Below are 23,742 nucleotides of genomic sequence, written 5' to 3' on the forward strand. Positions count from 1 at the left end.
CCAAGATACAGCGTAGTGATCAGCAAACCCGCCTGATACCAGCGCAGTCCGACTCCAGCACGCCGCCATAGCGCCGCCCCCAGCGCGATCAGCAACGGCAAGGTATAAAACGGATCGATGATGTACATGCTGCCAATCGCGTAGGGGAAATCGGTAAACGGCAACCCCAGCTGCGTGCCGTACACCGTTGTCAGATCAAGCAACGGATGCGTGATCAGGGCCAGCCAAATTGCCAGACACCAGCCGCGCCAGTGGGAGCGACTGCGTGTTGCACCTGCGATCAGCCAGGCCAGCAGAGGCGCAACTAGCGTGAGCCATATCAGCGCATGACTCTCAGTTCGATGCAGCGTCATATTGCGAATCGCATCGCCATGATCGATAAACACATCCAGATCGGGCAAGGTGCCGGCAATCGCACCCACCAGCGCCGATTGCCATAGCGGCACGCGCTTGCCCATCACCGCGACGGTGACCGCCGCGCCCAACGTCAGTTGTGATAGCGAATCCATGCACTCTCCTGGTTAAAGCGGGATCAACGCACGCGGATCCCTTCAATAATCATGCGCTGTACATTCTCCAGCGTTTGCTCGAAAAATTCCGGGTCACTCAGGGTCTGGCCGGTGATCGCCTCAACCTGTGACGCAAAATCCGCGTAATGTTGCGTGGTGGCCCACAGCAGGAAAAACAGATGCTGCGGCTGCACCCCGGCTAACCGCCCTTCCGCAATCCACTGCTCGATGATCGCCGCCTTCTCATCCACCAGCGCTTTTAAATCCCCGGCCAGTTCACCTTTGAGTAACGGCGCACCCTGGAGCATTTCCAGACAGAACAAGCGCGAGGCCTGCGGGTGATCGCGCGACACCTCCAGCTTAAGACGGATATATTTCCGAATGGCGGTCAGTGGGTCCTGATCGTGGCGCAGTGCGCGCAGTGGAGCCAGCCAGACATCAAGGATCTCCTTCAGAACCGCGATATACAGCACCTCTTTTGAGGGATAGTAGTAAAGCAAATTGGTCTTGGATACGTCGGCACGCTCTGCCACTTTATCGAGGCTGGTACCGTGAATACCGAACTGCGAGAAGAAGCTTAACGCCGCTTCCAGTATCGCAGCCCGTTTTGCGGCAACGGCACGTGAACGTCGGCCCGGTTGTTTTTCATCGCTTTTCACACTGTTACCTCTTCAATCCTGCCTGTTCGCATCATAACAAAGCCCCTCTTTCCTGCCTAATCGCTCTCCCTGCACCTTTTTTGACCACCGTGCGCATGAAAAACGTGCAAAAAGTTTTGACCAAACGGTCTGATTTAGACCAACCACTCCACTTTCATCCTTCCATGGGTTTTAACACATTGTTGTACAAGGTATTTAAAAATGTGGCACAGGCTTTGCAGTTTTGTGACTGAGCGCCGCTCGCAGGATGCGTGCAGGAAGCAGTGCAGCGCGTAGAGCAATGCCCGTTCAATGCAGAGAGGTTTCACATGAAAATTGGCGTATTTATCCCGATTGGCAATAATGGCTGGCTCATCTCCACCCATGCGCCGCAGTACAAACCGACTTTTGAACTGAATAAAGAGATTGTGCTGAAGGCCGAGCATTATCACTTCGACTTTGCGCTCTCGATGATCAAACTGCGCGGCTTCGGGGGTAAAACCGAATTCTGGGATCACAATCTCGAATCCTTCACATTGATGGCGGGGCTCGCGGCGGTGACCTCAAGAATTGAAATCTATGCCACGGCAGCCACTCTGACGCTGCCCCCAGCAATTGTGGCGCGCATGGCCGCCACCATCGATTCGATTTCCAATGGTCGTTTCGGTGTCAATCTGGTCACCGGCTGGCAGAAACCGGAATACGAACAGATGGGATTGTGGCCGGGTGATGAATACTTCTCCAGCCGTTACCAATACCTCACCGAGTACGTCACTGTGCTGCGCGATTTATGGGGCACCGGTCAGAGTGACTTCAAGGGTGAATTTTTCACCATGAACGACTGCCGCGTGAGCCCGCAACCGCAGAAACCGATGAAGGTGATCTGCGCCGGTCAGAGCGATGCCGGCATGGCGTTCTCCGCGCAGCATGCCGATTACAACTTCTGTTTCGGTAAAGGGGTCAATACGCCTACCGCCTTCGCCCCGACCGCCAGCCGCATGAAAGTCGCAGCAGATAAAGCCGGACGGGATGTCGGTTCCTATGTGCTGTTTATGATCATTGCTGCCGAAAGCGACGAAGCCGCACGCGCCAAATGGGAGCATTACAAAGCGGGTGCTGATGAAGAAGCGCTCGCCTGGCTCACCACACAAAGTCAGCAGGATACCAAGTCCGGCAGCGACACCAACGTGCGTCAGATGGCCGATCCCACATCAGCCGTGAACATCAATATGGGCACCCTGGTGGGTTCATACGCCAATGTGGCACGAATGTTGGATGAAGTTGCCGAGGTTGACGGCACACAGGGCGTGCTTCTGACCTTCGATGACTTCCTGCAAGGCATTGAAGATTTCGGTGAGCGTATCCAGCCATTAATGCAGTGTCGTCAAGACGTTATCACTTCGCAGAAGGAGGTTGCCTGATGAGTACCGTGACTTGCGCCCATACGTCGAGTTTGCCCAATATCACCCTGCCCGCCCGACCAGAAGCGATTGCACTGCCGCCGACGCAAAGCGCCTTGATCGTCGTCGATATGCAGAATGCCTATGCCACCGAAGGGGGTTATCTGGATCTTGCTGGTTTTGATGTCTCCGCCACAAAGCCAGTGATCGCCAAAATTCATCAGGCGGTAACCGCAGCGCGCGCCGCTGGCATGCAGATTATCTGGTTCCAGAACGGCTGGGATGACCAGTACGTTGAAGCGGGTGATGCCGGCTCGCCTAACTTCCATAAATCGAATGCACTGAAAACCATGCGTAAGCGCCCGGAGTTACAGGGCACGCTGCTGTCGAAAGGCGGCTGGGATTATGCGCTGGTGGATGAACTGGTGCCGCAGGCAGGAGACATCGTGCTGCCCAAACCGCGCTACAGTGGCTTCTTCAATACGCCACTCGATAGCATGCTGCGCAGCCGCGGTATCCGCCACCTGGTGTTCACCGGCATTGCCACCAACGTGTGCGTTGAGTCGACACTGCGCGATGGCTTCTTCCTCGAATATTTTGGCGTGGTGCTGGAAGACGCCACTTATCAGGCCGGACCGGCATTTGCCCAACAAGCGGCGATTTTCAACATCGAAACCTTCTTTGGCTGGGTTAGCGACACGGACACTTTTTGTGAAGCTCTGAAAGCTTAGGGTCCATCTCACCTGCAAAACCATAACGATAAGGAACTGCGACGATGCCTAAAAGTGTGATTATTCCTGCCGGAAGCGGCACCCCGATTGCGCCCTTTGTGCCAGGAACCCTGGCCGATGGCGTGGTGTACGTGTCAGGCACGCTACCGTTCGATGCCAGTAACAATGTCGTCCACGTCGGCGATGCCGCGGCACAAACCCGACACGTACTGGAAACCATCAAAAAGGTGATCGAGACCGCCGGTGGCAGCATGAGTGACGTCACTTTCAACTCTATTTTCCTCACCGACTGGAGCCATTACGCCGCGATTAACCAGGTCTACGCCGAGTATTTCCCCGGCGACAAACCCGCGCGCTTTTGCATTCAGTGTGGATTGGTTAAACCAGATGCGCTGATTGAAATTGCCAGCGTCGCGCACATCGGGCCGCAGGAGGCGTAATGCACCTTGAGATTCATGGTTTAACCGCTGCCGACGCGCCAACACTGGTGCTGTCGTCCGGCCTGGGTGGCGTGGCGGGCTTTTGGCAACCCCAGCTGGCGGCGCTCGCTCCCCATTATCGCGTGGTAACTTACGATCAGCGCGGTACCGGTCGCAGTGCCGATACGCTGCCTGAAGGCTACAGTATGGCGATGATGGCCGCCGAACTGGCTGAGCTACTGGCGCAGCATGACATTCACCATTACGACATTATTGGCCACGCACTGGGTGGCCTGATTGGCCTGCAGCTGGCGCTGGATTGTCCCGATCGTGTCGGCCGCGTCGTGGTGATTAATGGCTGGCTCTCGTTGGATCCTCATACGCAACGCTGCTTCCAGGTGCGGCAGGATCTCCTGCTCAACGTAGGCGTTGAAGCCTTCGTGCGAGCGCAGCCACTGTTCCTCTATCCGGCTGAATGGCTGGCGCGCCATCAGGCGCGCATCACCGCTGAAGATGCCCATCACGTGACCCATTTTCAGGGCATGGAAAATCTGCTGCGCCGCTTGCATGCATTAATGAACAGTGATTTCCGTACGCATGCGGCGCGGATTCATCAGCCTGTGTTAGCCATTTGTAGCCAGGACGATCTGCTGGTGCCGTGGAGCTGCTCTCCACAACTGGCCCAGGCGCTGCCGAATGGCAGTCTGATTGAGATGCCGTGGGGCGGGCACGCGATGAGCGTGACCGATGCCGATAAGTTTAACGCTCTGCTGCTGGGGTGGCTGGCCGAAACGGCTGCTCCTGCACAGCGCGCCGCCAGTTGAACAGAGGAGTGAAACCATGAGTGTGCATGAACTGCCGCTGCTACAGAATGTAGATCGCGATGCTTTCCGCCATGCCATGGCACGACTGGGGGCGGCGGTGAATATCATCACCACCGACGGTCCGGCTGGTCGCGCCGGATTCACCGCATCTGCTGTCTGTAGCGTGACGGATACGCCGCCCACTTTGCTGGTGTGTCTGAATCGTTCGGCCTCAGTCTGGCCGACCTTTCGGGACAATGGCTATCTGTGCGTCAACACCCTGGCGGCCGGTCATGAAGATCTTTCGACACTGTTTGGTGGTAAAACGCCGATGGATCAGCGTTTTGCTGCGGCTAACTGGCACACGCTGGCCAGCGGTTCACCGCTGCTGGAGGGTGCCACCGTGTCGTTCGATTGCAAAATCACCCAGGTGGTCAGTGTTGGCACACACGACGTTTTGATGTGTGAAGCACTTGCGCTGGTACGTAACGATGATTCCCATGGCCTGGCGTGGTTTGACCGTGGATATCATCACCTTTTACGGCAGGACGCCCGCTAACGCCGCTCTGCGCGGTCCGGTTCCACCGATATCCTGGAGAAAACGATGGCGAATTCCTGGTTCCCCCGCTGGCAGAAAAAGTCAGCCATGACCGAAGATGGGCTGATTGCACCGGATGAAACCCTGCCGTTCGGGCAGACGTTTGTCATGGGCCTGCAGCATGCTGTAGCAATGTTTGGCGCGACGGTGCTAATGCCGTTGTTGATGGGACTCGACCCCAACCTGGCGATTCTGGTTTCCGGTATCGGCACGCTGCTGTTCTTTGTGGTCACTGGCGGACGCGTGCCGAGTTATCTTGGATCCAGCGCCGCCTTTGTCGGGGTGATTATCGCAGTGACCGGATTCAACGGCCAGGGATTGAACCCTAATCTGTCGCTGGCGCTAGGCGGCGTCATTGCCTGCGGCGCGCTTTATACCTTCATTGGCCTGATCGTTATGAAGGTGGGTACGGATTGGATTGAGCGGCTCATGCCCCCTGTCGTCACGGGTGCAGTGGTGATGGCAATTGGCCTGAACCTGGCACCAATTGCTGTCCATGGCGTATCAGCATCAATGTTCGATAGCTGGATGGCCGTCATGACCGTGCTGTGCATTGGCGTGGTCGCGGTCTTCACACGCGGTTTGGTTCAGCGCTTGCTGATTCTGGTTGGCCTGATTGTCGCCTGGGCGATCTACGCCTTGCTCACCAATGTGTTTGGCCTCGGTAAGCCAGTCGATTTTAGCGGTGTCGCCAGTGCGCCCTGGTTTGGTTTACCACACACCACCGCGCCGGTATTTGATATGCAGGCGATAGTGATGATTGCCCCTGTCGCCATCATTCTGGTGGCTGAAAATCTTGGGCATATTAAAGCCGTCGCCGGTATGACGGGACGCAATCTTGATCCCTGGATGGGACGTGCGTTTGTCGGGGATGGCCTCGCCACCATGCTGTCAGGTTCGATGGGAGGCAGCGGCGTGACAACTTACGCCGAGAATATTGGCGTAATGGCGGTCACCAAAGTCTATTCGACACTGGCGTTTGTCGCGGCAGCAGTGATTGCGCTGATACTCGGCTTTTCACCGAAGTTTGGTGCCTTGATCCATACCATTCCCGGCCCGGTGATTGGCGGTGCCTCTATTGTGGTATTCGGTTTAATTGCCGTGGCAGGTGCGCGGATCTGGGTGCAAAACAACGTTGATTTCAGTCAGAACGGCAATTTGATCATGGTGGCCACCACGTTAGTGCTGGGTGCTGGCGATTTTGCTTTAAAGATCGGCAGTTTTACCATTGGCGGAATTGGCACCGCGACCTTCGGTGCCATTATTCTTAATGCCATTCTTAAACGTCGGGGTGCCGCGCTGGCAAACCAGGCGGCACGACAGCATCCTTAAGGCTCCAGCGGTGCCTGCTCAGGCACCGCTTTCTTGCGGCGAAGTCGTAACTCACTGACGATCACCCCACAAACGATCAGCACACCGCCCAACAAGGCAGCGGCCGGTAAACGTTCACCCGCAATCCGTCCAACCACCCCTGCCCAGACCGGTTCACCGGCGTAAATCACCGTAGCCCGCGTCGGTGACACGCTGCGCTGCGCCCAGTTCATTGTCACCTGAATCAGTGCACTGGCCGCACCCAGACCCAGCGCACTCAATAGCAATGGCGTTGAGATCGTTGGGACCGATTCGCCATTAGGGATCATAAAGACAAAAGCGCAAGCCGATGCGACCATCAGTTGGATCAGCGTCACGCGACGCACATCAACCTGGCCTGCAAAGCGACTGATCAGAATAATTTCAGCCGCAATCGCCAGTGTACTGAGTAACGTCGCTATCTCGCCCGCGTTCAACGTCAGGCTACCGTCTTGTGGCCCGGCCACCAGCACTAAACCGGTAAACGCCAGCATAATGCCAATCCATGCCATTAACCCTGGCGGACGGCGCAGAAATACCCATTGCAGTAACGGTACCACCGGCACATATAGCGCGGTCAGAAACGCCGACTGGCTGCTGGAGATGGTTTGCATCCCCCAGGTTTGTAAGCCGTAGCCACCCGCAATCGACAGGCCAATCAGCGCACCGGCTTTCACTTCGAGCCATGTCATGTGCCTCAGATAACGGCGGAAGAAAAAGGCCAGCAATAACGATGCCGTGGCAAAGCGCAGCCCCACAAAGAAAAAGGGACCGGAATGTGCCATCGCCCGGTGCACCACCAAAAAGGTGCCACCCCAAACCATGGTAATGAAGATGAGAACGAGTTCCTGACGCGTAATACGCAGGCTGAGACGGGAATTTGAAGCAGACATAACGCACCACAATAATCGATTGGCGATCATTTTTGCCTGGTCAGGAGGGGAAAAGCAATCTTTGTTACCGCCGGGAGAACCCGGCGGAGGGGGGAATCAAACACAATCACATTATTTCTTGCTGCGACTGCGTCCCCCTTTTTCACCTGCTTCGGAAGCGCGTTGCGGGTCATTCCTGAAATTACCGCCGCTATTTTTTCCGCCTTTACGACCGGCTTCCGCGGCTCTCTCGCGGTCTTCCGCGAAATTGCCTGATCCTCCACGATGTTGTGCCATCATTTCCTCCAGGGATTGAGCATCTGTGGTTAGGCCTTTTCATCCAATGTAGTGAAAAGCAAGGCGGCGGAGTATTCGCGCCACCTGATAAAAGGATAGCCAGGCCAGTCTGATATTCGGCTAATATTCATACTTTGAAACATATAATTCACTTATTTTTCTATCATAAACCAGATTAACATCCAGCTTACAAGCGGTTAGCCCGGTAAAAAGCGCAGCGCTAGACGTATCCATCTATCCTCCCTTCCGGCACCTTACGCAGTCTCTTCTATACTTCTGAATACTCATCACCCTCAGCAGGATAGAAAACCATGGCAAAAGTTTTGGTGCTTTATTACTCAATGTATGGACATATCGAAACCATGGCGCAAGCCGTGGCTGAAGGCGCAAAGAGTGTGAGCGGTGCGGAAGTCACCATTCTTCGTGTACCGGAAAGCATGGATGCGGAGAGATTTGCGCAGGTGGGCGGCAAGGTGAATCAGGCGGCGGCTGAAGCAAAACCTGAAGATTTAACCCAGTACGACGCCATCATCGTGGGTACGCCAACCCGCTTTGGCAATATGGCCGGTCAGATGCGTAATTTCTGGGATCGCACCGGCGGATTATGGGCCTCAGGCGCGCTGTACGGCAAACTCGCCAGTGTGTTCGCCTCTACCGGCACCGGTGGCGGCCAGGAACAAACCATCACCTCCGTTTGGACCACCCTCGCCCATCACGGCATGGTTATCGTCCCCATCGGTTATGGCACCAAAGAACTTTTCGATATTTCTCAGGTACGCGGCGGCACGCCTTATGGCGCCACCACCATTGCGGGCGGTGACGGCTCACGCCAACCGTCAGCAGAAGAACTGGGAATTGCCCGCTATCAGGGCCAATACGTCGCCGGACTGGCGGTAAAACTGCAAGGATAAATCCACAACAGGAGACCTTTATGGCCACAGAACAGTCGAAAGCTCACCACGTGGGCGAATGGGCCACGCTGCGCCACACCTCACCTGAAATTGCTGAAGCCATTTTTGAGGTGGCGAATTATGACGAACGACTCGCGGAAGAAATCTGGCGTCAGCAAGGTAGCGACGATGTGCTGCTCCGCGCTTTTGATAAGACCGATCAGGACGTTCTGACGTGGGACGACAAAACAGTCGAGCGTAAAAACGTTTAACACGCAGGCGGGCATGTCCCGCCTTTGTCATTTTTTCTGCCAAGGAGCCCTTTATGTCAGCCTACCAAAGCATCAACCCGGCCAATAATCAGTTGCTGAAATCCTGGCCTGATCACGATGACACCTATATGCAGCAGGCACTCAGCGCGGCTGACGAACTCTACCACTCTACGTGGTGTAAAGGCGATATGCAGCCACGTCTGCAGGTGCTGCACCGACTGGCCGATTTGATTGATCAGCGCGTTGACGAATTAGCTGAGATTGCCAGTCGTGAGATGGGCAAGTTAATTGGTCAAAGCCGGGGGGAAGTAAAAATCTGCGCGCAGATCGCTCGGTACTATGCCGAACATGCGGCTCACTTATTACAGGCACAACCTTATCCCAGCACGGTGGGCGATGCCTGGCTTGAGTATCACCCGATTGGCGTGGTGGTCGCCGTCGAGCCCTGGAACTTCCCTTATTACCAGTTGATGCGCGTGCTGGCGCCAAATCTGGCATTGGGAAATCCGGTGCTGGCGAAACATGCCAATATTGTGCCGCACTGTGCGGATGTCTTCGAAAAACTGGTTGAAGAAGCGGGTGCGCCAAAGGGTGCGTGGAGCAATCTGTTTATCTCTAATCAACAAGTCGCCGATCTGATTGCCGATCCGCGCGTGCAAGGTGTCGCGCTAACGGGCTCTGAACGTGCCGGTAGCGCTGTGGCGGAGCAGGCCGGAAAGCATCTGAAAAAGTCCACGCTGGAGTTAGGCGGCAATGACGTATTCGTGGTGCTGGACGATGCCGATATTGACGAAGCCGTGCGCCAGGGCGCGCAGGCGCGATTAAGTAACTGTGGTCAGGTATGTACCGCAGCGAAGCGCTTTATCCTGCACGAAAAAATCGCGACGGAGTTTATGGTGAAGTTTAGTGCGGCCCTGCAATCGGCCAAACCGGGGGATCCACTGGATGAAAGCACCACGCTGGGTCCGCTTTCATCGAAAGAGGCTCGCGACCGTTTAGTGAAACAGGTTGAGGATGCGGTTAAGCAGGGTGCGCATGTTGAACTGGGCGGAAAAGTGATAGAAGGCGTGGGTTGTTATTATCAGCCAACGATACTGACTGGCCTCACACCGCAAAATCCCGCCTATTACCAGGAGTTCTTTGGACCGGTGGCACAGGTTTATGTGGTGGCTGACGATCGCACCGCCATCGCACTGGCCAATGATTCGCACTACGGTCTGGGCGGTTCAGTGTGGACGCGCGATATTTTGCGTGGGCGCAACATGGCATCGCAGATCGAGACCGGTATGGTGTTTATCAACTCTCAAAGCGATACCGCCGCGGAGTTGCCGTTTGGTGGCGTGAAACGCTCAGGCTATGGACGGGAGTTGTCCGATCTTGGCCTGAAGGAGTTTGCGAATCAAAAACTGGTGGTCGTCGCCGGTTAACGGAAATAAAAAACCCCGTCGAGGCGGGGTTTTTTCATTACAGCGACGTTAGTTGCTGGCGGGAGCGGCTTTTGCCGCCTCACCTTCCGGCTTGGCTGGCGTCGCATCTGACTGCGCTTTCTGCGCTGCAGCGGCATCAGCTTTCGCTTTGTCCTCCGCCGCTTTCTGTGCAGTGGTTTTCTCAGCTTTCGCTTTATCCTCAGCTGCTTTTTGGGCAGCCGCTTTGTCAGCCTTCACTTTCTCTTCAGCGGCTTTAGCATCAGCCGCTTTCTGCGCAGCTGCTTTGTCCGCTGCGGCTTTGTCGGCGGCCGCTTTATCTGCAGCGGCTTGATCCGCTTTCGCTTTAGCGTCGTCATTGGCGGCAGCAGGCGCTGTTTGTGCCGCTGGAGCCGGAGCAGCCGGCTGCAGCGGGGTACCCTGCAGCGCAGTATTCAACGCGGTAGCAAACTGATCCCAGCTGCAGTAGCCGTTAGCATCGGCATCACAGCCTGCCAGTTGCAGCGTGACACGCTTCGGCGGGTTTTTCAGGCTCAGCACATCAGCATTGCGCAGCTGTTCCGCTGTCTGATAAACGTATTCCACTTTCAGCAGATCTTTGTTGTTTTTAGCATCGTGCCAGCGCTCAAACACCACCTGACCACCGATTGGCGTCTTCTCATCGTTACCCGGCAGCTCGTATGGCTTAACCTGCAATGCGCTCAGCAGTGAGGCAATATTCGAATCGTGCCCCACCATCACCGTGACTTTCGGTGCGTTCGCTTTGTCTTGGTCCACTAACTGGCTGCGGATGTAATCCACCAGCGGTGCGGCCACTTCACGCGCGACATCGGGAGAAGTGAACAGCGCATCCTGATAACCATTTTTGATTGCCGCGAGGGATTTCCACTGCTCAGGAGTTTTAATCTGGCCCCAGGCCACCTGATCGGCCGGGAAACCTTCGTAATATTGCAGCGTGAAGGCATCAACCAGCGAATTGCCGATTTTCAACGGTCCATTCACGTTAGGCTCTTTGCCATTTTCTGCGCTGAAGGTGTTGTCACCGCCGCTCAGATCACACTGTTTTTTACCGTTACAGGCCGGTGCCGATTTGTAATCAACAATTTTTTCTAACTGCTGGAAAGCCGGTTTCAGCGCCAGCTTCTCATTCGCAGCCGTCATCGCCGCCAGCGCTTTCTTATTGAATTCGTCGCTGCCGTCAGTGATCACCGGATTAAAGATAGGATCCATGGTGCCCATCGCATCCTGATGCGTCACGGAAATATCACAACCCGGGAAAGCGCCAGTAATGAAGTATTGCGCGGTGGCGACCGTACGTTGCAGGCTGTTGGCATAGACAAAGATGTTGCTGCTGTCCGGGCAGGTGCCGCTTTCCACCAGGCCCTGCTGTGCCAGCCACTGACGGGTATAGTTACCCATGTAGACTTCCAGCACGCCGCCTTTGGTGGTTAACTCGCCGCCGGGCACATCCCACTGCGGCCAATTCTTCTTGGTGGATTGTTCCAGCACGCTGCCGTTGTTGGCTAACGGTGCGCGCAGATTGTGACGGCTCAGCATCAGCACTTGCTGTAACTGCATATCTCCATCTGCCGCGTAAGCAGACATACCGATCGGGAGCGCAGCGATAACTGACAACGCGCAAAGACTCAGTTTCTTGATCATTGTGCCTATTCCATAATTCATCAGTGAAACACTCTGGCATTCAAACGATTAGCTCGCCATTGAGCGAATTACCGCACAGTGTAACCCAGCTTGCCTCGGAAAATCGCCAGATGTTTACAAAAACCGTGAATGGAATATAGCAGTAAACACGGGTGCCGTCGGGTAACGGCAGCAGATTGAAAAGCAACGGGATGTTTTTCGGAATTCCGGAACGCAGAAAAGCAAAAAGCCCGCATTTCTGCGGGCTTCTTTAATATGGCGGAGGAACAGAGATTCGAACTCTGGGATGGTTTCCCATCGACGGTTTTCAAGACCGTTGCCTTAAGCCACTCGGCCATCCCTCCGGAAATCTTTTTGTCACTTCACTCTGCAAGAGTGATGGCGGAGGAGGAGAGATTCGAACTCTCGGATGGTTTCCCATCGACGGTTTTCAAGACCGTTGCCTTAAGCCACTCGGCCACCCCTCCGCAATGAGGCGCACTATAAACATCCCCCCGAACGATGTAAAGCGCGGATTGAATCGTTCGCCTGAAAAACAGCCAAAATCCATTTTTTCGCTGTCAAAATCACCATTCTGCTCAGTGAAACAGCAATTTATCGCGTAAAGATGGGTAAAACGACTTTGCTGTCTGGTAGCCGTTGCGTATCCTCAGGCCATATTTGGTGTTCTCTCTCTATAATGGAGCGCATGATGGATAGAATAATTAGCTCGTCACAGCAGCAATCGCTGATCAGCACCCACAAAGTGCTGCGCAATACCTACTTCTTACTTGGCCTGACGCTGGCGTTCTCCGCGGTCACTGCCACGCTCAGCACCGTTTTTGCTCTGCCCTCTCCCGGATTAATTTTGATGCTGGTCGGTTTTTACGGTCTGATGTTCCTGACCTACCGTCTGGCGAATAGCCCGGCAGGTATTCTGGCGGCCTTCGCCTTTACTGGTTTCCTCGGTTATTGCCTTGGCCCAATCCTAAGTTCCTTCCTTGCGGCAGGCATGGGCGATGTGATTGCCATGGCGCTGGGCGGTACGGCGCTGGTGTTCTTCTGCTGTTCGGCCTACGTCCTGACCACGCGTCGTGACATGTCCTTCCTTGGCGGTATGATGATGGCTGGCTTCGTGGTGCTGCTGGTTGCGGTCGTGGCGAATATCTTCCTGCAACTGCCAGCGCTGCATCTGGCGATCAGTGCGCTGTTTATCCTGTTCTCAGCGGGTGCGATTCTGTGGGAAACCAGTAACATCATTCATGGCGGCGAAACCAACTATATCCGCGCCACCGTGAGCCTGTATGTGTCGCTGTATAACATCTTTGTCAGCCTGCTGAGCCTGTTAGGCTTCGCCAGCAAAGATTAAGCTGCAGACATAAATGTCCAAAACCCCGCTTCGGCGGGGTTTTTGCTTTTTAGCCGTTGGCGAACTTACAATACGCCGATTGATGCTGTGAGGAATGACTGTGATTTTTGCCGGTAAAGAGATCGCCACCGATGCGGAAGGCTACTTAAAAAATAGTGCGGACTGGAGCGAAGCACTCGCTGCGGTGATTGCTGAGAATGAAGCCATTGTGATGAGTGAGGCTCACTGGGAAGTTGTACACTTTGTGCGCGCCTTCTATCAGGAGTTCAATACTTCCCCTGCGGTGCGCATGCTGGTGAAAGCCATGGCGCAGAAATATGGCGAGGAAAAAGGCAATAGCCGCTACCTGTTCCGACTGTTCCCTGAAGGTCCGGCAAAACAAGCCACTAAAATTGCCGGTCTGCCAAAACCTGCCAAGTGTCTGTAATCAGCCAGTGGTAAATCGCGTGGGCATCGGCGTGGGTTGATGAGGTTCCACCAGCACCTTATCGACCCGTGCACTGGTTGGCCCACCTGCTTTTAGCCAGGCGATTAACGCCTCCACTTTTTGTTCATCGCCAGCGGCCAGCACTTCAACACTGCCATCGCGCAGGTTGTGCGCATAACCGGTAACGCCCAGTTTATTGGCCTGTGACTGGGTGTAATAACGAAAGCCTACCCCTTGCACCATACCGTGCACCCAGATTTTGTAGCACGTGTTCGCCATGGCTATCTCCCCATTGTGCGTTGCAATTTGCCGCCATCCACCGGAAAATGGCGCCTCATTTTTTCAGGTAAGCATAGCAAACATGACCGTTCGATTGATTCTCGCAAAGGGACGTGAAAAATCCCTGCTCCGCCGCCATCCGTGGGTGTTCTCAGGTGCCGTTGCCCGTATGGAAGGTAAAGCCCAGTCTGGTGAAACTATTGATGTCTGCGACAGCAATGGTAAATGGCTGGCCCGTGCCGCTTATTCTCCGCAGTCACAAATTCGCGCGCGCGTCTGGAGCTGGCAGCAGGATGAGTCAATCGACATCGCCTTCTTTGTCCGCGCTTTTGAAAAAGCACAGCAGTGGCGCAAATGGTTGGCGCAACGTGATGGCCTTGATAGCTATCGTCTGATTGCCGGTGAGTCGGATGGTATGCCTGGTGTGACCATTGACCGTTTCGGCAACTTTATGGTGCTGCAGCTCCTGTCAGCCGGTGCTGAATATCAACGCCCGGCAATTCTCTCTGCCTTACAGCAGTGCTTCCCAACTTGCGCGATTTACGATCGTTCTGATGTTGACGTGCGCAAAAAAGAAGGGCTGGAACTGACACAAGGTCCAGTGACCGGTGAGCTACCGCCACCGTTACTGCCGATTATCGAACACGGTATGAAATTGCTGGTCGATATTCAGGGCGGCCATAAAACCGGTTACTACCTTGATCAACGTGACAGCCGTTTTGCCACGCGCCGCTACGCTGAAAACGCTCGCGTGCTGAACTGCTTCTCTTACACCGGCGGATTTGCCGTGTCGGCTCTGATGGGTGGCTGCCGCGAAGTGATTAGCGTGGATACGTCACAGGATGCGCTGGATGTGGCGAAACAGAACGTTGAGCTCAATGGCCTCGATCTGTCTCGTGCACAGTTCGTGCGTGATGATGTCTTCAAACTGCTGCGTCGCTACCGTGACAGCGGCGAAAAGTTTGACGTGATCGTGATGGATCCGCCGAAATTTGTTGAGAACAAGAATCAGCTGATGGGCGCCTGCCGCGGATATAAAGATATTAATATGCTGGCGATGCAGTTGCTCAATCCTAACGGTATTCTTCTGACATTCTCTTGCTCAGGACTGATGGCCACCGAACTGTTCCAGAAAATTATCGCCGATGCCGCAGTGGATGCGGGTCGTGATGTACAATTTGTAGAGCAGTTCCGTCAGGCAGCCGATCACCCCGTGATCGCCAGCTATCCTGAAGGTCTTTATCTGAAAGGTTTTGCCTGCCGCGTGCTGTGACTTGAAAATCTGTACCCTGCCTCCATATTAGAGACAGGGCACAGTTTTGGGAGGCACCATGATTACCAGTAAATTTGGCATTGGACAGCAGGTCCGTCACCGTCTCTCCGGGGTGCTCGGCGTTATTGTGGATGTCGATCCGGAGTTTTCGCTCGATGAACCCGAGCAGGATGATGTGGCGGCCAGTGAAACGCTGCGCGCCGCACCCTGGTATCACGTAGTGATGGAAGATGAAGAAGGCGAACAGGTTCACACCTATATTGCTGAAATTCAACTCGCCGGTGAAACGTCGTATGAGCATCCTGAGCAACCTTCGATGGATGAACTTGCTGCTTCCATCCGGCAGCAGTTGCAGGCACCTAGCCTGCGCCATTAATGACAACGGCGACCTCGGTCGCCGTTTCAGCTTTACGACGCGATGGGCGGAATACCCAGACGCGGAATTTCAATCTTAGGACAACGATCCATCACCACCGTCATGCCCGCATCGCGCGCTAGCACTGCCGCCTGCTCATTGATCACGCCCAATTGCAGCCACAGCGTATCGGCACCAATGGCAATCGCTTCCTGCGCCACACCCCACGCGGCCTCAGCATTGCGAAACACATCTACCATATCCACTTTACCCGGAATTTCTGCCAGCGTGGCGTAAGCGGTCTGCCCCAGCAACTGCTGCCCCGCCAGTTTTGGACTCACCGGAATAACCTCATAACCCTGATCAAGCAAAAACTTCATCACACCATAGCTTGGGCGATCGGCGCGATCGCTCGCCCCTACCAATGCAATGCGTTTGGTGCGGCTCAATACATCACGAATCGTTTGATCATTCATTTTTTTCTCCTTGTTCGTTCGCCTGAGTGTAGTTGCCATTGCGTGACACAGTGCAAGCCCCTCAGATAAAACTTTGCGCCTCAGCACGAATAAATATGTGAAAATGTAAATTTACTGCCATAATGTAATAATTTGCTACACATCACCCTTAATCCCCATCCTCCGGGAGTTGAAATGAAGCTGTCTTTGGCTGTTACGAGTTTACTCGTGTTACTCGTATCGGCATCCTGCCATGCCATCACCCTCAAACTCGATCCTGAAATCGACTTGCTGGTGCTCGATGGTCGCAAAATCTCAGGCTCGTTGCTGAAAGGCGCGGACAGCCTGGAGCTGGAGCGTGGGCAGCATCAATTCCTGTTTCGCGTTGAAAAACCTTGTGCGGATGCCACGCATTTTCAGTCGGTGCCGATGATCGTCACGTTCAATGCCAGCGCCACCTCAGTCGCGATTCGTTTACCCGTTCTGGCCAACCGCCGAGAACGCAGCACGTTCGATAAGGCGCTAAATTTCCAGCTCGTTGATGAACGAGGGAATGAAATCACCAGCGTGCGCGATCGCTTACCACAGGGTAGCGATAGCGATCTGGAAAAGGCCATGCTGAATTATAACCGTACTGCCCAGGCGGCATCGGTTCCTCGCTTTGCGCTGCAATCGGTGAGTGCGCCGGATGCCCAGATGAGTCTCGATTTTGCCTGGCAGGATGCGGGAGAGTTACCTTATCTGCAACAGTGGTTTCAGCGTTTTGATGCTGCTACACGCCTGAGATTTATCAGTTGGATGAAAACCTTACGCGCAAGTTGATAGTGTTGAAATGTCAGGGGTACACTCATGCCTTAAAATTAATGCATGAGAAGAAACAGGAAGCCCTATGGAGCAGACCGTTCGTACCCTTAACGTTCAGAAACACATTGCCCTCGTTGCCCACGATCACTGTAAAGCGACGCTACTGGAGTGGGTTAAAGCCAACCAGAGCGCGCTGCAACCGCATGTGCTCTATGCCACCGGCACCACAGGTAATCTGATTAATCGCCACACCGGTTTAGACGTCAACGCCATGCTAAGCGGCCCGATGGGTGGCGATCAGCAAGTGGGTGCTTTGATTTCCGAAGGGAAAATCGATGTGCTGTTCTTCTTTTGGGATCCGTTAAATGCGGTGCCGCACGATCCCGATGTCAAAGCCCTGTTACGTCTGGCCACCGTGTGGAATATCCCGGTGGCGACCAATCGCGCCACCGCGGATTTCATTATTCAGGCACCGATGTTTGCCCAGCAGTTTGAGATCCAAATCCCCGATTATCAGCGCTATCTTGCCGACCGCCTGAAAGCGTAATGTTCAGGCCTTCCGACTTAGCGGCACGCCCAATTCGCGGAAGTGTTCGACAAAAACGGAAGGCCGATCTTTATCAAACAGCATCCACACTTGCTGACGTGCGCGGGTAATCGCCACATAGGCCAACCGTCGCTCTTCAGCGTCAGGGAAATCTTCCGGCTGGGGTAATAACCCCTTTTCCATAATCGATTCACGCGCCTCAGCGGGGAAGCCATCACGCCCCTCATGCAGGCCCAGCATAATGACAAAATCTGCCTGCTGCCCTTTGCTGGCATGAATGGTCATAAAATCAATCTGCAATTTCGGCCAGCGCGTTTTGGCTTTATCGAGGATGGCAGGACGCAGATGGTGATAGCGCGCCAGCAACAGCACACGCTCTTCCGGTTTCGCATAGCCACTTAATTTATCCAGCAACGGTTCCAGTTGCTCCTGCGGCAGCAGCGTGACTGACTTCTTATTCCCCTTGCTCAGACTGTTGAGCGGCTTGCGCAGCTGATGAGGATTCTGCTGCACAAAGCGGTTGGCAATCTCACCGATGCGATCGTTGAAACGATAGGTGGTGTCCAGTACACAGCGATCGCCGTCACCAAAGTAGTGGTGGAAAGCCGTGGTCAGACTCATCTCGGCGCCGCTGAAACGGTATATTGCCTGCCAGTCATCGCCCACCGCGAACAAACTGGTGCGCTTATTCTGCTGACGTAACGCAGTCAATAAAGCGGCACGCTGTGGCGAGATATCCTGAAACTCATCCACCAGGATATGCTTCCACGGGCTGATAAAGCGTCCTTTTTCGAGAATGGCAATCGCCTGATGGATCAGCCCGGAGAAATCGACTGCCCCCTCCTCTTTCAACGCACTCTTCCAGGCTTTTAATAGCGGCGCCGTCAGTTTGACGCGTTTGCTGAAGTTATCGCGGAAATCTTCAGGTACATCGGCAATCATCGCCGCCTGCGCACCGCCGTGCATGCGCATCAGTCCCAGCCAGCGCTCCATGCGTGAGGCCTGCCGTTGCGCCAACTTGTCATCCTGCCAGAATGGGCCTTCAGCGACCTCCCACTCCAGTTCCTCCTGCAACCATTGACGCCAACCGCTCGCCTGCGCCTTTTTACTGTTGCACTGTTCGCGCCAGGTGTCGATCAGCAGTTGCCGCCGCGCCTTGCTGTCACTTTCAAGCTTGCTGATCACCGGCTGCTTATTGCTGCCTTCGCGGATGATGTGCAATGCCAGCGCGTGAAACGTTCGCGCCTGAATCGCACTCTCACCTAAGCGTTGCTGAATACGATCGTTCATCTCTTCGGCCGCCTGGCGACCAAATGCCAGCAGCAGAATCTGCTCCGGCTGTGACAGCTTGCGTTTCAGCAACCAACCGGCACGTGCCACCAGCACCGAGGTTTTACCACTTCCCGCACCGGCCAGCACCAGTAAGGCGTCTTCACCGTTGACCACCGCTTCGCACTGGGAAGCATTAAGCGGTGTAGTTTCGACAGTGGAGAAAAACTCGTGGTAGTCCTTGATGACCTTCGTCGTCCATTCACGGTTGCGCTGGCGAATGGCGGTTTCACCTTGTTCTAACCACTGCTGGCAAAACTGCCAGCGCGCACGGCAATTATCAAACTCATTCAGGCGCGAAAGTGGCAGCGGTAAGGCGGAAAATTGGCGTTGAATGCTCTCCTTTACCGTAGCCAGTTGGCTGCGCTTTAACCAGCGATCCTGTTGCGTGTAGGCGATAATCTCCTGTTCCAAAGCCATCAGGACTTGTGCACTGACTTCGCTCATTTCCTGGCTCCACTGCTGCCAGGCATGCTGCAAGTAATGGAAAAAACGCTGCGTCTCCTGCCATTCCGTGCCGTGCAGGCGTACAACCTTATCTTCTGGCAAGTGAAATTCCAGCTCTCCCCAAACCATGCCGCGTTTACAAGCAATACTGATTAACTGATTGAACGGGATAAGATATTCGTGACGATCGCCACTGACTTCCACGCCAGCGGCCAGCAGACGCACCCGATTATAGGGATGCTGAGCCAGACGTTTGCCCATTGATGTTGCTTTCAGTTCCATGTCCGCACCGTCTTGTGGAATTCGATTATCGCGCAGTTTACCTGTCAGACTCTTGGCGCTCCAGCCTTAAAACAGGCTAAACTGGGCGACACATATTGCGGATTGCAAAAGGAAAATCGTGTTATGCGCACCGTATTGAATATTCTTAACTTCGTTTTGGGTGGCGTGTTCACCACGCTAAGCTGGCTGTTTGCCACGCTTGTCAGCATCGTGCTTATCTTTACCCTGCCTTTAACGCGATCCTGCTGGGAAATCACTAAACTTTCACTTCTGCCCTTTGGTAATGAAGCGGTGCATGTCGATGTGCTGCGACCTGACAGTAAAAGCCATGTGCTGAATGCTGGCGGAACCTTCCTCAACATTTTCTGGCTGGTGTTTTTCGGCTGGTGGCTGTGTCTGATGCATATTTCTGCCGGCATCATCCAATGCCTGACCATCATCGGTATCCCCGTCGGTATCGCTAACTTTAAAATTGCCGCTATTGCACTCTGGCCAGTGGGTCGCCGTGTGGTTTCGGTGGAAGAGGCTCAGGCCGCGCGTGAAGCGAATGCGCGCCGTCGTTACTAAGGCGGACGATTGATGCTTCTTAACGCGATGCCGGGATGGCGACGTTATCTGTTTAATAGCAGTCTGCGTTATTTACTGCGCATCTTCTTCGCGCTGGCAGGCTGCGCCGCCGTTCCGTGGTGGTTGCAGCAGATAGAATGGACAATACCTTTAACGCTCGGCGTGGTGGCGGCTGCGCTGGCCGACCTGGATGACCGATGGACCGGGCGCTTGCGCAATCTGATGATTACGCTGGTCTGCTTTTGCATCGCTTCGGTATCGGTTGAATTGTTATTTCCCTACCCATGGGCATTTGCCATCGGTTTAGCGCTCTCCAGCTGGGGCTTCATTCTGCTTGGCGCTCTGGGACAGCGTTATGCCACCATCGCGTTTGGTGCGCTGCTGATTGCGGTTTATACCATGTTGGGGATTGGCCTGTTCCCTGAGTGGTGGATGCAACCCGCCCTGCTGCTGATTGGTGCTCTGTGGTACAACCTGCTGACATTTATCGGGCATTTGATCTTCCCGGTGCGACCGGTGCAGGAGCAACTGGCAGCCAGTTTTTCTCAGCTGGCAAGTTATCTGGAGGCCAAGGCGAATCTGTTCGATCCGGATGCCGGTCAACAGGATGATGCCAGTACCATTGCCACGGCGATGGTGAACAGCCAGTTGGTGGCGCAACTTAATCAGACGAAAACCACCATTCAGAGTCGCTTGCGCGGCGACCGTGGATCGCGCAGCACACGTCGGAGTTTGCACTACTATTTCGTTGCGCAGGATATTCATGAACGCGCCAGCTCATCCCATCTGCGATATCACCTGCTGCGCGATAACTGGCGCTATAACGAAGTGCTGTTCCGCTTCCAGCGCCTGTTGAATATGCAAGCTCAGGCCTGTCGCAAGCTGGCTGAGAGCATCTTGTTAAGACAGCCGTGGCATCATGACAGCAGCTTTGAACGCACTTTTTCCCGGCTGGAAACGGCTTTGGAGAGATTGCAGCAGAATGACCCGCAGGACCCTCACAATCGCGCGCTGTTTTGGCTGCTACGCAATTTGCGTGCGATTGATGCGCAACTAGCCTCGATTGAGTCTGAACAAGCGCTGGCCGAACCGACTTCCTCCGCAGATAACCATCTTTCTCGTGAAGGGCTGAGTGGATGGGCGGACATTCGGCTACGGCTGAGCCGTCATCTGAGCCCCGGATCGGCGCTGTTCCGTCATGCTGTGCGTATGTCTTTGGTGCTTTGTGTCGGATACGCTTTTATTCAAATTACCGGTCTTCATCGCGGCTACTGGATTTTGCTCACCAGTCTGTTTGTCTGCCAGCCTAATTACAACGCCACGCGCCGCCGACTCGCCTTACGTATTGGCGGGACGCTGGCCGGTATCGCCATCGGCTTGCCAGTGCTGTGGTTGGTGCCCTCCATCGAAGGGCAGCTGATTTTAATCGTGCTAAGCGGCGTACTGTTTTTTGCCTTTCGCCAGATTCAGTATGCGCAAGCCACACTGTTTATCACCTTACTGGTACTGCTCTGCTTTAACCTGCTGGGCGAAGGCTTTGAGGTGGCGCTGCCGCGTATTGTTGATACGTTGCTAGGGTGCGGTCTGGCCTGGCTGGCCGTGGCATTTGTCTGGCCCGACTGGCAATTCCGCAAGATTAGCGCCGTTGCGGATCGCACGCTGAATGCCAATTGTCGCTATCTCGATGCCATTCTGGAGCAATATCATCAGGGCAAAGATAATCGTCTGCCCTATCGCGTGGCACGCCGCGATGCTCACAATGCCGATGCTGAATTAGCATCTGTGGTCTCGAATATGAGCAGCGAACTCAAGCTTCAGCAACCGTTGCGTGAAAACGCGTTTCGGTTGCTGTGCCTGAATCACTCCTTCCTGAGCTACATCTCGGCGCTGGGCGCTCATCGCGAACGCCTCTCTGACCCTGCACTGCTCAAAGTTTTAGATGATGCAGTCTGTTTTGTTGAGGATGTGCTGCAGATTGAACGCGTTGACGACCAGCAGGCATTAGCCATGCAGCAGCAGGTAATGCAACAATTAAGTGAAGTTAAAAACAGTTCGGACGTGCAGGCGCCGCTGGTGATGCAGCAGCTAGGATTACTGATTGCCCTGCTGCCGGAAATTGCCCGCCTGCGCCGCACACTATCCAGTCATTAAGTTAACTCGGCTCCACCAAGTTTTTTTGGTGGAGCGTTTTGACATACCACGCATGCAGTTCTTCTCTGATCGCCGCAGGCAATGCAGCCTGGTGATGTCCGGAAATCGCCCCTTCCAATGCCATTAACGTTTTCAGCCCGATATGTTTGTTAACGGCACGCAATTTGAGCCAGCTCTGGCGCGATCCCATTTCATGCAGCACTTTCACCGAACTGATGCCAACTTTATGCAGCATCATCTCCATGCGCAGGCTAAGGTTAGGCAGATCCTTCAACCGTAGGGTCACTGTCCGGTTTGCTAACTCATGCTGTGCTGCGTGCAGTGCACTGGCCGACAACCGCAAGAGTTGCTCAGTATCCTGCCAAAGCTTCGCATCCACCTTGAAGTAATTCAGTTGCACTGGGATGCCGCGTTTGCGATAAACCAGCGGTTCAAGAGCACGTTGGGTGTGGTAAGTCTGCAATGCCTCACTGGCACGCAGGTAAAGCGCGTCTTCATTGATATACGCAAAAATGACCTTTTCTACTGTCAGAGCATAGCCACCAAATTGCGTTCGGGATTCGATCTTTCCCAGCGGTGCCAGCTGTGTTTTGGATTGTTTAACGAGTGGATTGTTGGTTTTCATTACAGCTCCTTTCCGTGAATTCTCATTCGAGAAAATTCCTTAAAATCCTGGGTTTTCATCTGGTTAGAAGATAGAAAAAACCCATTAGCTGTTCAATGAATAAAAGCATTTGCTGTGTGCGATGTGCACAATTTGCGAGGTGTTTTCAGAAATTGAGGTTGATCTTTATCCAGGAAGACATTACTGTACATCCATACAGTTCATTACTGAGTGATTAAAACATGCGTACTCAATTCTCTGGCCTTGCTGATCGTTCTCAACGTTTTGCTTCTACAAGCCTGACGCAGCCTTCTCTGGGTGGAATTACTGAACTACGTTACAGCGAACAACCTGGCATGATGCAGTTACTGCTGTTGCCGGTGTTAAAGCAACTCAGCGAACAGTCCCGCTGGCAGCTGTGGTTAACACCTGCGCATAAGCTGAATCGCAACTGGATGCAGCAGTCAGGATTACCGCTTGAGAAAAGTATGCATATCACCGAATCTGAACGACTCACGACAGTGGAAAGTATGGTGAAGGCTCTGCGCACGGGAAATTATAGTGTGGTTTTGGCCTGGATACCGTACGAATTGAATGATGAAGAGCGGTTTGAACTCGAAATGGCAGCGGCAGAAGGTGAAGCACTAGGTTTAATTATGCGTCCGCAAGGTCACGATCGCGTCTTGTCCAGACAACCAAATACGCCAAAAATTCCGTCGGATTTGTTTCATTAAGTAAAACCAGGAATTTTCTCACGCTTTTTATTCTTAAGGATGCTGCTAAGCCACTGATTCTTTTCCCGCCAGCTTTGACAATGGTTTAGCAGCATTTTCTCAATTCGCTGGCGAAGATTTTGCCATGTGATTTGTTAAAATGTGTGTATAAATCCCTGTTTTTTTGCTGGCTGGCCTCACATCATACTTGTAACTTTCCAATCTCGTTGTAGACTTTATCTCGCCAGGGTGCTCAATAACCTCCGTTTTTTCGGTAGAGTCAAAAGCGAGCGTTT

27 protein-coding genes and 2 tRNA genes are annotated in these 23,742 nt (G+C 54.0%); 18 read left to right on the forward strand and 11 right to left on the reverse strand.

Features of this window, described 5'->3' with window-relative positions:
- Positions 1 to 509, reverse strand: a 509-nt coding sequence (locus RT340_RS07635) for a metal-dependent hydrolase (RefSeq protein WP_313375159.1), incomplete at its 3' end; no start/stop codon positions are given.
- Between the two features lie 23 nt (positions 510 to 532).
- Positions 533 to 1,168, reverse strand: coding sequence for an HTH-type transcriptional regulator RutR (gene rutR, locus RT340_RS07640; protein WP_034820328.1), 636 nt, complete (start codon positions 1,166 to 1,168; stop codon positions 533 to 535).
- 308 nt (positions 1,169 to 1,476) lie between these two features.
- Between rutR and rutA the strand changes: the two genes are divergently transcribed.
- The 6 genes from rutA to rutG are packed head-to-tail and all read left to right on the forward strand — an operon-like array spanning position 1,477 to position 6,430.
- Entirely contained in the window at positions 1,477 to 2,568 is a 1,092-nt protein-coding gene (gene rutA, locus RT340_RS07645) for a pyrimidine utilization protein A (protein ID WP_160832463.1), read from the forward strand.
- Positions 2,568 to 3,278, forward strand: coding sequence for a pyrimidine utilization protein B (gene rutB / locus RT340_RS07650; RefSeq protein ID WP_160832462.1), 711 nt, complete (start codon positions 2,568 to 2,570; stop codon positions 3,276 to 3,278). The genes rutA and rutB overlap by 1 nt, the downstream gene beginning before the upstream one ends.
- A gap of 44 nt (positions 3,279 to 3,322) precedes the next feature.
- Positions 3,323 to 3,718, forward strand: coding sequence for a pyrimidine utilization protein C (gene rutC, locus RT340_RS07655; protein ID WP_058959636.1), 396 nt, complete (start codon positions 3,323 to 3,325; stop codon positions 3,716 to 3,718).
- The gene (gene rutD, locus RT340_RS07660; RefSeq protein WP_097119572.1) at positions 3,718 to 4,521 is read left to right on the forward strand and encodes a pyrimidine utilization protein D; all 804 of its coding nucleotides are present in this window, start codon (positions 3,718 to 3,720) and stop codon (positions 4,519 to 4,521) included. The genes rutC and rutD overlap by 1 nt, the downstream gene beginning before the upstream one ends.
- 16 nt (positions 4,522 to 4,537) lie before the next feature.
- A complete protein-coding gene (gene rutF / locus RT340_RS07665) occupies positions 4,538 to 5,059 on the forward strand; it encodes an NADH-dependent FMN reductase RutF (protein ID WP_313375165.1) in 522 nt (173 codons plus the stop codon).
- A gap of 45 nt (positions 5,060 to 5,104) precedes the next feature.
- Positions 5,105 to 6,430, forward strand: coding sequence for a pyrimidine utilization transport protein G (gene rutG / locus RT340_RS07670; RefSeq protein ID WP_211727758.1), 1,326 nt, complete (start codon positions 5,105 to 5,107; stop codon positions 6,428 to 6,430).
- Here rutG and RT340_RS07675 read toward each other — a convergent pair.
- A complete protein-coding gene (locus tag RT340_RS07675) occupies positions 6,427 to 7,341 on the reverse strand; it encodes a DMT family transporter (RefSeq protein WP_097119569.1) in 915 nt (304 codons plus the stop codon). The genes rutG and RT340_RS07675 overlap by 4 nt on opposite strands.
- Positions 7,342 to 7,452: 111 nt before the next feature.
- Positions 7,453 to 7,617, reverse strand: a complete 165-nt coding sequence (locus RT340_RS07680; RefSeq protein WP_071845623.1) for a general stress protein — start codon at positions 7,615 to 7,617, stop codon at positions 7,453 to 7,455.
- A gap of 311 nt (positions 7,618 to 7,928) precedes the next feature.
- On the opposite strand from RT340_RS07680, the gene wrbA reads away from it, so the two are divergent.
- Genes wrbA through RT340_RS07695 form a run of 3 tightly spaced genes read left to right on the forward strand, consistent with a single transcriptional unit; the run spans position 7,929 to position 10,206 of the window.
- A complete protein-coding gene (gene wrbA / locus RT340_RS07685; RefSeq protein ID WP_034820354.1) occupies positions 7,929 to 8,528 on the forward strand; it encodes an NAD(P)H:quinone oxidoreductase in 600 nt (199 codons plus the stop codon).
- A gap of 20 nt (positions 8,529 to 8,548) precedes the next feature.
- Positions 8,549 to 8,779 (forward strand): YccJ family protein, encoded by a 231-nt coding sequence (locus tag RT340_RS07690; RefSeq protein ID WP_038647733.1) that lies wholly within the window; start codon positions 8,549 to 8,551, stop codon positions 8,777 to 8,779.
- Positions 8,780 to 8,832: 53 nt separating this feature from the next.
- On the forward strand, positions 8,833 to 10,206 hold the full coding sequence (locus RT340_RS07695) for an NAD-dependent succinate-semialdehyde dehydrogenase (protein WP_097119568.1): 1,374 nt from the start codon (positions 8,833 to 8,835) through the stop codon (positions 10,204 to 10,206).
- 48 nt (positions 10,207 to 10,254) lie between these two features.
- Here the strand turns inward: RT340_RS07695 and agp are convergent, their stop codons facing one another.
- From agp to RT340_RS07710, 3 genes are all read right to left on the reverse strand, one after another.
- Positions 10,255 to 11,865, reverse strand: a complete 1,611-nt coding sequence (gene agp, locus RT340_RS07700) for a bifunctional glucose-1-phosphatase/inositol phosphatase (protein ID WP_313375172.1) — start codon at positions 11,863 to 11,865, stop codon at positions 10,255 to 10,257.
- Between the two features lie 256 nt (positions 11,866 to 12,121).
- Positions 12,122 to 12,209 (reverse strand) — tRNA-Ser (locus tag RT340_RS07705).
- A gap of 35 nt (positions 12,210 to 12,244) precedes the next feature.
- Positions 12,245 to 12,332 (reverse strand) — tRNA-Ser (locus RT340_RS07710).
- A gap of 224 nt (positions 12,333 to 12,556) precedes the next feature.
- On the opposite strand from RT340_RS07710, the gene yccA reads away from it, so the two are divergent.
- Both yccA and tusE read left to right on the forward strand, forming a co-directional pair.
- Complete coding sequence (yccA, locus tag RT340_RS07715) at positions 12,557 to 13,213, forward strand: FtsH protease modulator YccA (protein WP_034820380.1); 657 nt, start codon at positions 12,557 to 12,559, stop codon at positions 13,211 to 13,213.
- 100 nt (positions 13,214 to 13,313) lie between these two features.
- Positions 13,314 to 13,640 (forward strand): sulfurtransferase TusE, encoded by a 327-nt coding sequence (gene tusE, locus RT340_RS07720; RefSeq protein WP_038647738.1) that lies wholly within the window; start codon positions 13,314 to 13,316, stop codon positions 13,638 to 13,640.
- Here the strand turns inward: tusE and yccX are convergent, their stop codons facing one another.
- Entirely contained in the window at positions 13,641 to 13,919 is a 279-nt protein-coding gene (yccX, locus tag RT340_RS07725) for an acylphosphatase (RefSeq protein WP_182057296.1), read from the reverse strand. It abuts the gene before it with no gap.
- An 82-nt stretch (positions 13,920 to 14,001) separates the two neighbouring features.
- On the opposite strand from yccX, the gene rlmI reads away from it, so the two are divergent.
- Positions 14,002 to 15,192: a 23S rRNA (cytosine(1962)-C(5))-methyltransferase RlmI gene (rlmI, locus tag RT340_RS07730; protein ID WP_313375176.1), complete on the forward strand. Its 1,191-nt coding sequence runs from the start codon at positions 14,002 to 14,004 to the stop codon at positions 15,190 to 15,192.
- A 58-nt stretch (positions 15,193 to 15,250) separates the two neighbouring features.
- Entirely contained in the window at positions 15,251 to 15,568 is a 318-nt protein-coding gene (gene hspQ, locus RT340_RS07735; protein ID WP_313375178.1) for a heat shock protein HspQ, read from the forward strand.
- A 32-nt stretch (positions 15,569 to 15,600) separates the two neighbouring features.
- On the opposite strand, the gene RT340_RS07740 is transcribed toward hspQ, so the two are convergent.
- Entirely contained in the window at positions 15,601 to 16,023 is a 423-nt protein-coding gene (locus RT340_RS07740; protein WP_034820410.1) for a CoA-binding protein, read from the reverse strand.
- 174 nt (positions 16,024 to 16,197) lie between these two features.
- Between RT340_RS07740 and RT340_RS07745 the strand changes: the two genes are divergently transcribed.
- Together RT340_RS07745 and RT340_RS07750 are read left to right on the forward strand one after the other, a co-directional pair.
- On the forward strand, positions 16,198 to 16,824 hold the full coding sequence (locus RT340_RS07745) for a DUF2057 family protein (protein ID WP_097119296.1): 627 nt from the start codon (positions 16,198 to 16,200) through the stop codon (positions 16,822 to 16,824).
- 67 nt (positions 16,825 to 16,891) lie between these two features.
- Positions 16,892 to 17,353 carry a methylglyoxal synthase gene (locus RT340_RS07750; RefSeq protein ID WP_034820416.1) on the forward strand — a complete coding sequence of 154 codons (462 nt, stop codon included), beginning with the start codon at positions 16,892 to 16,894 and terminating at the stop codon, positions 17,351 to 17,353.
- A gap of 3 nt (positions 17,354 to 17,356) precedes the next feature.
- On the opposite strand, the gene helD is transcribed toward RT340_RS07750, so the two are convergent.
- Entirely contained in the window at positions 17,357 to 19,411 is a 2,055-nt protein-coding gene (gene helD / locus RT340_RS07755; RefSeq protein WP_313375182.1) for a DNA helicase IV, read from the reverse strand.
- 123 nt (positions 19,412 to 19,534) lie between these two features.
- On the opposite strand from helD, the gene RT340_RS07760 reads away from it, so the two are divergent.
- Together RT340_RS07760 and yccS are read left to right on the forward strand one after the other, a co-directional pair.
- Positions 19,535 to 19,978 carry a YccF domain-containing protein gene (locus RT340_RS07760; protein ID WP_034820431.1) on the forward strand — a complete coding sequence of 148 codons (444 nt, stop codon included), beginning with the start codon at positions 19,535 to 19,537 and terminating at the stop codon, positions 19,976 to 19,978.
- 12 nt (positions 19,979 to 19,990) lie between these two features.
- Positions 19,991 to 22,129, forward strand: coding sequence for a YccS family putative transporter (gene yccS, locus RT340_RS07765; RefSeq protein WP_313375196.1), 2,139 nt, complete (start codon positions 19,991 to 19,993; stop codon positions 22,127 to 22,129).
- A gap of 1 nt (position 22,130) precedes the next feature.
- On the opposite strand, the gene RT340_RS07770 is transcribed toward yccS, so the two are convergent.
- Positions 22,131 to 22,754 carry a TfoX/Sxy family DNA transformation protein gene (locus RT340_RS07770; protein WP_313375184.1) on the reverse strand — a complete coding sequence of 208 codons (624 nt, stop codon included), beginning with the start codon at positions 22,752 to 22,754 and terminating at the stop codon, positions 22,131 to 22,133.
- Between the two features lie 221 nt (positions 22,755 to 22,975).
- Here RT340_RS07770 and sulA point away from each other — a divergent pair, with 221 nt between their 5' ends.
- Complete coding sequence (gene sulA / locus RT340_RS07775; RefSeq protein ID WP_097119300.1) at positions 22,976 to 23,467, forward strand: SOS-induced cell division inhibitor SulA; 492 nt, start codon at positions 22,976 to 22,978, stop codon at positions 23,465 to 23,467.
- Positions 23,468 to 23,742 lie beyond the last annotated feature (275 nt).

The organism is Pantoea sp. CTOTU50773 (genome assembly GCF_032082325.1).
GTDB classification, from domain to species: Bacteria; Pseudomonadota; Gammaproteobacteria; order Enterobacterales; family Enterobacteriaceae; genus Pantoea; species Pantoea communis.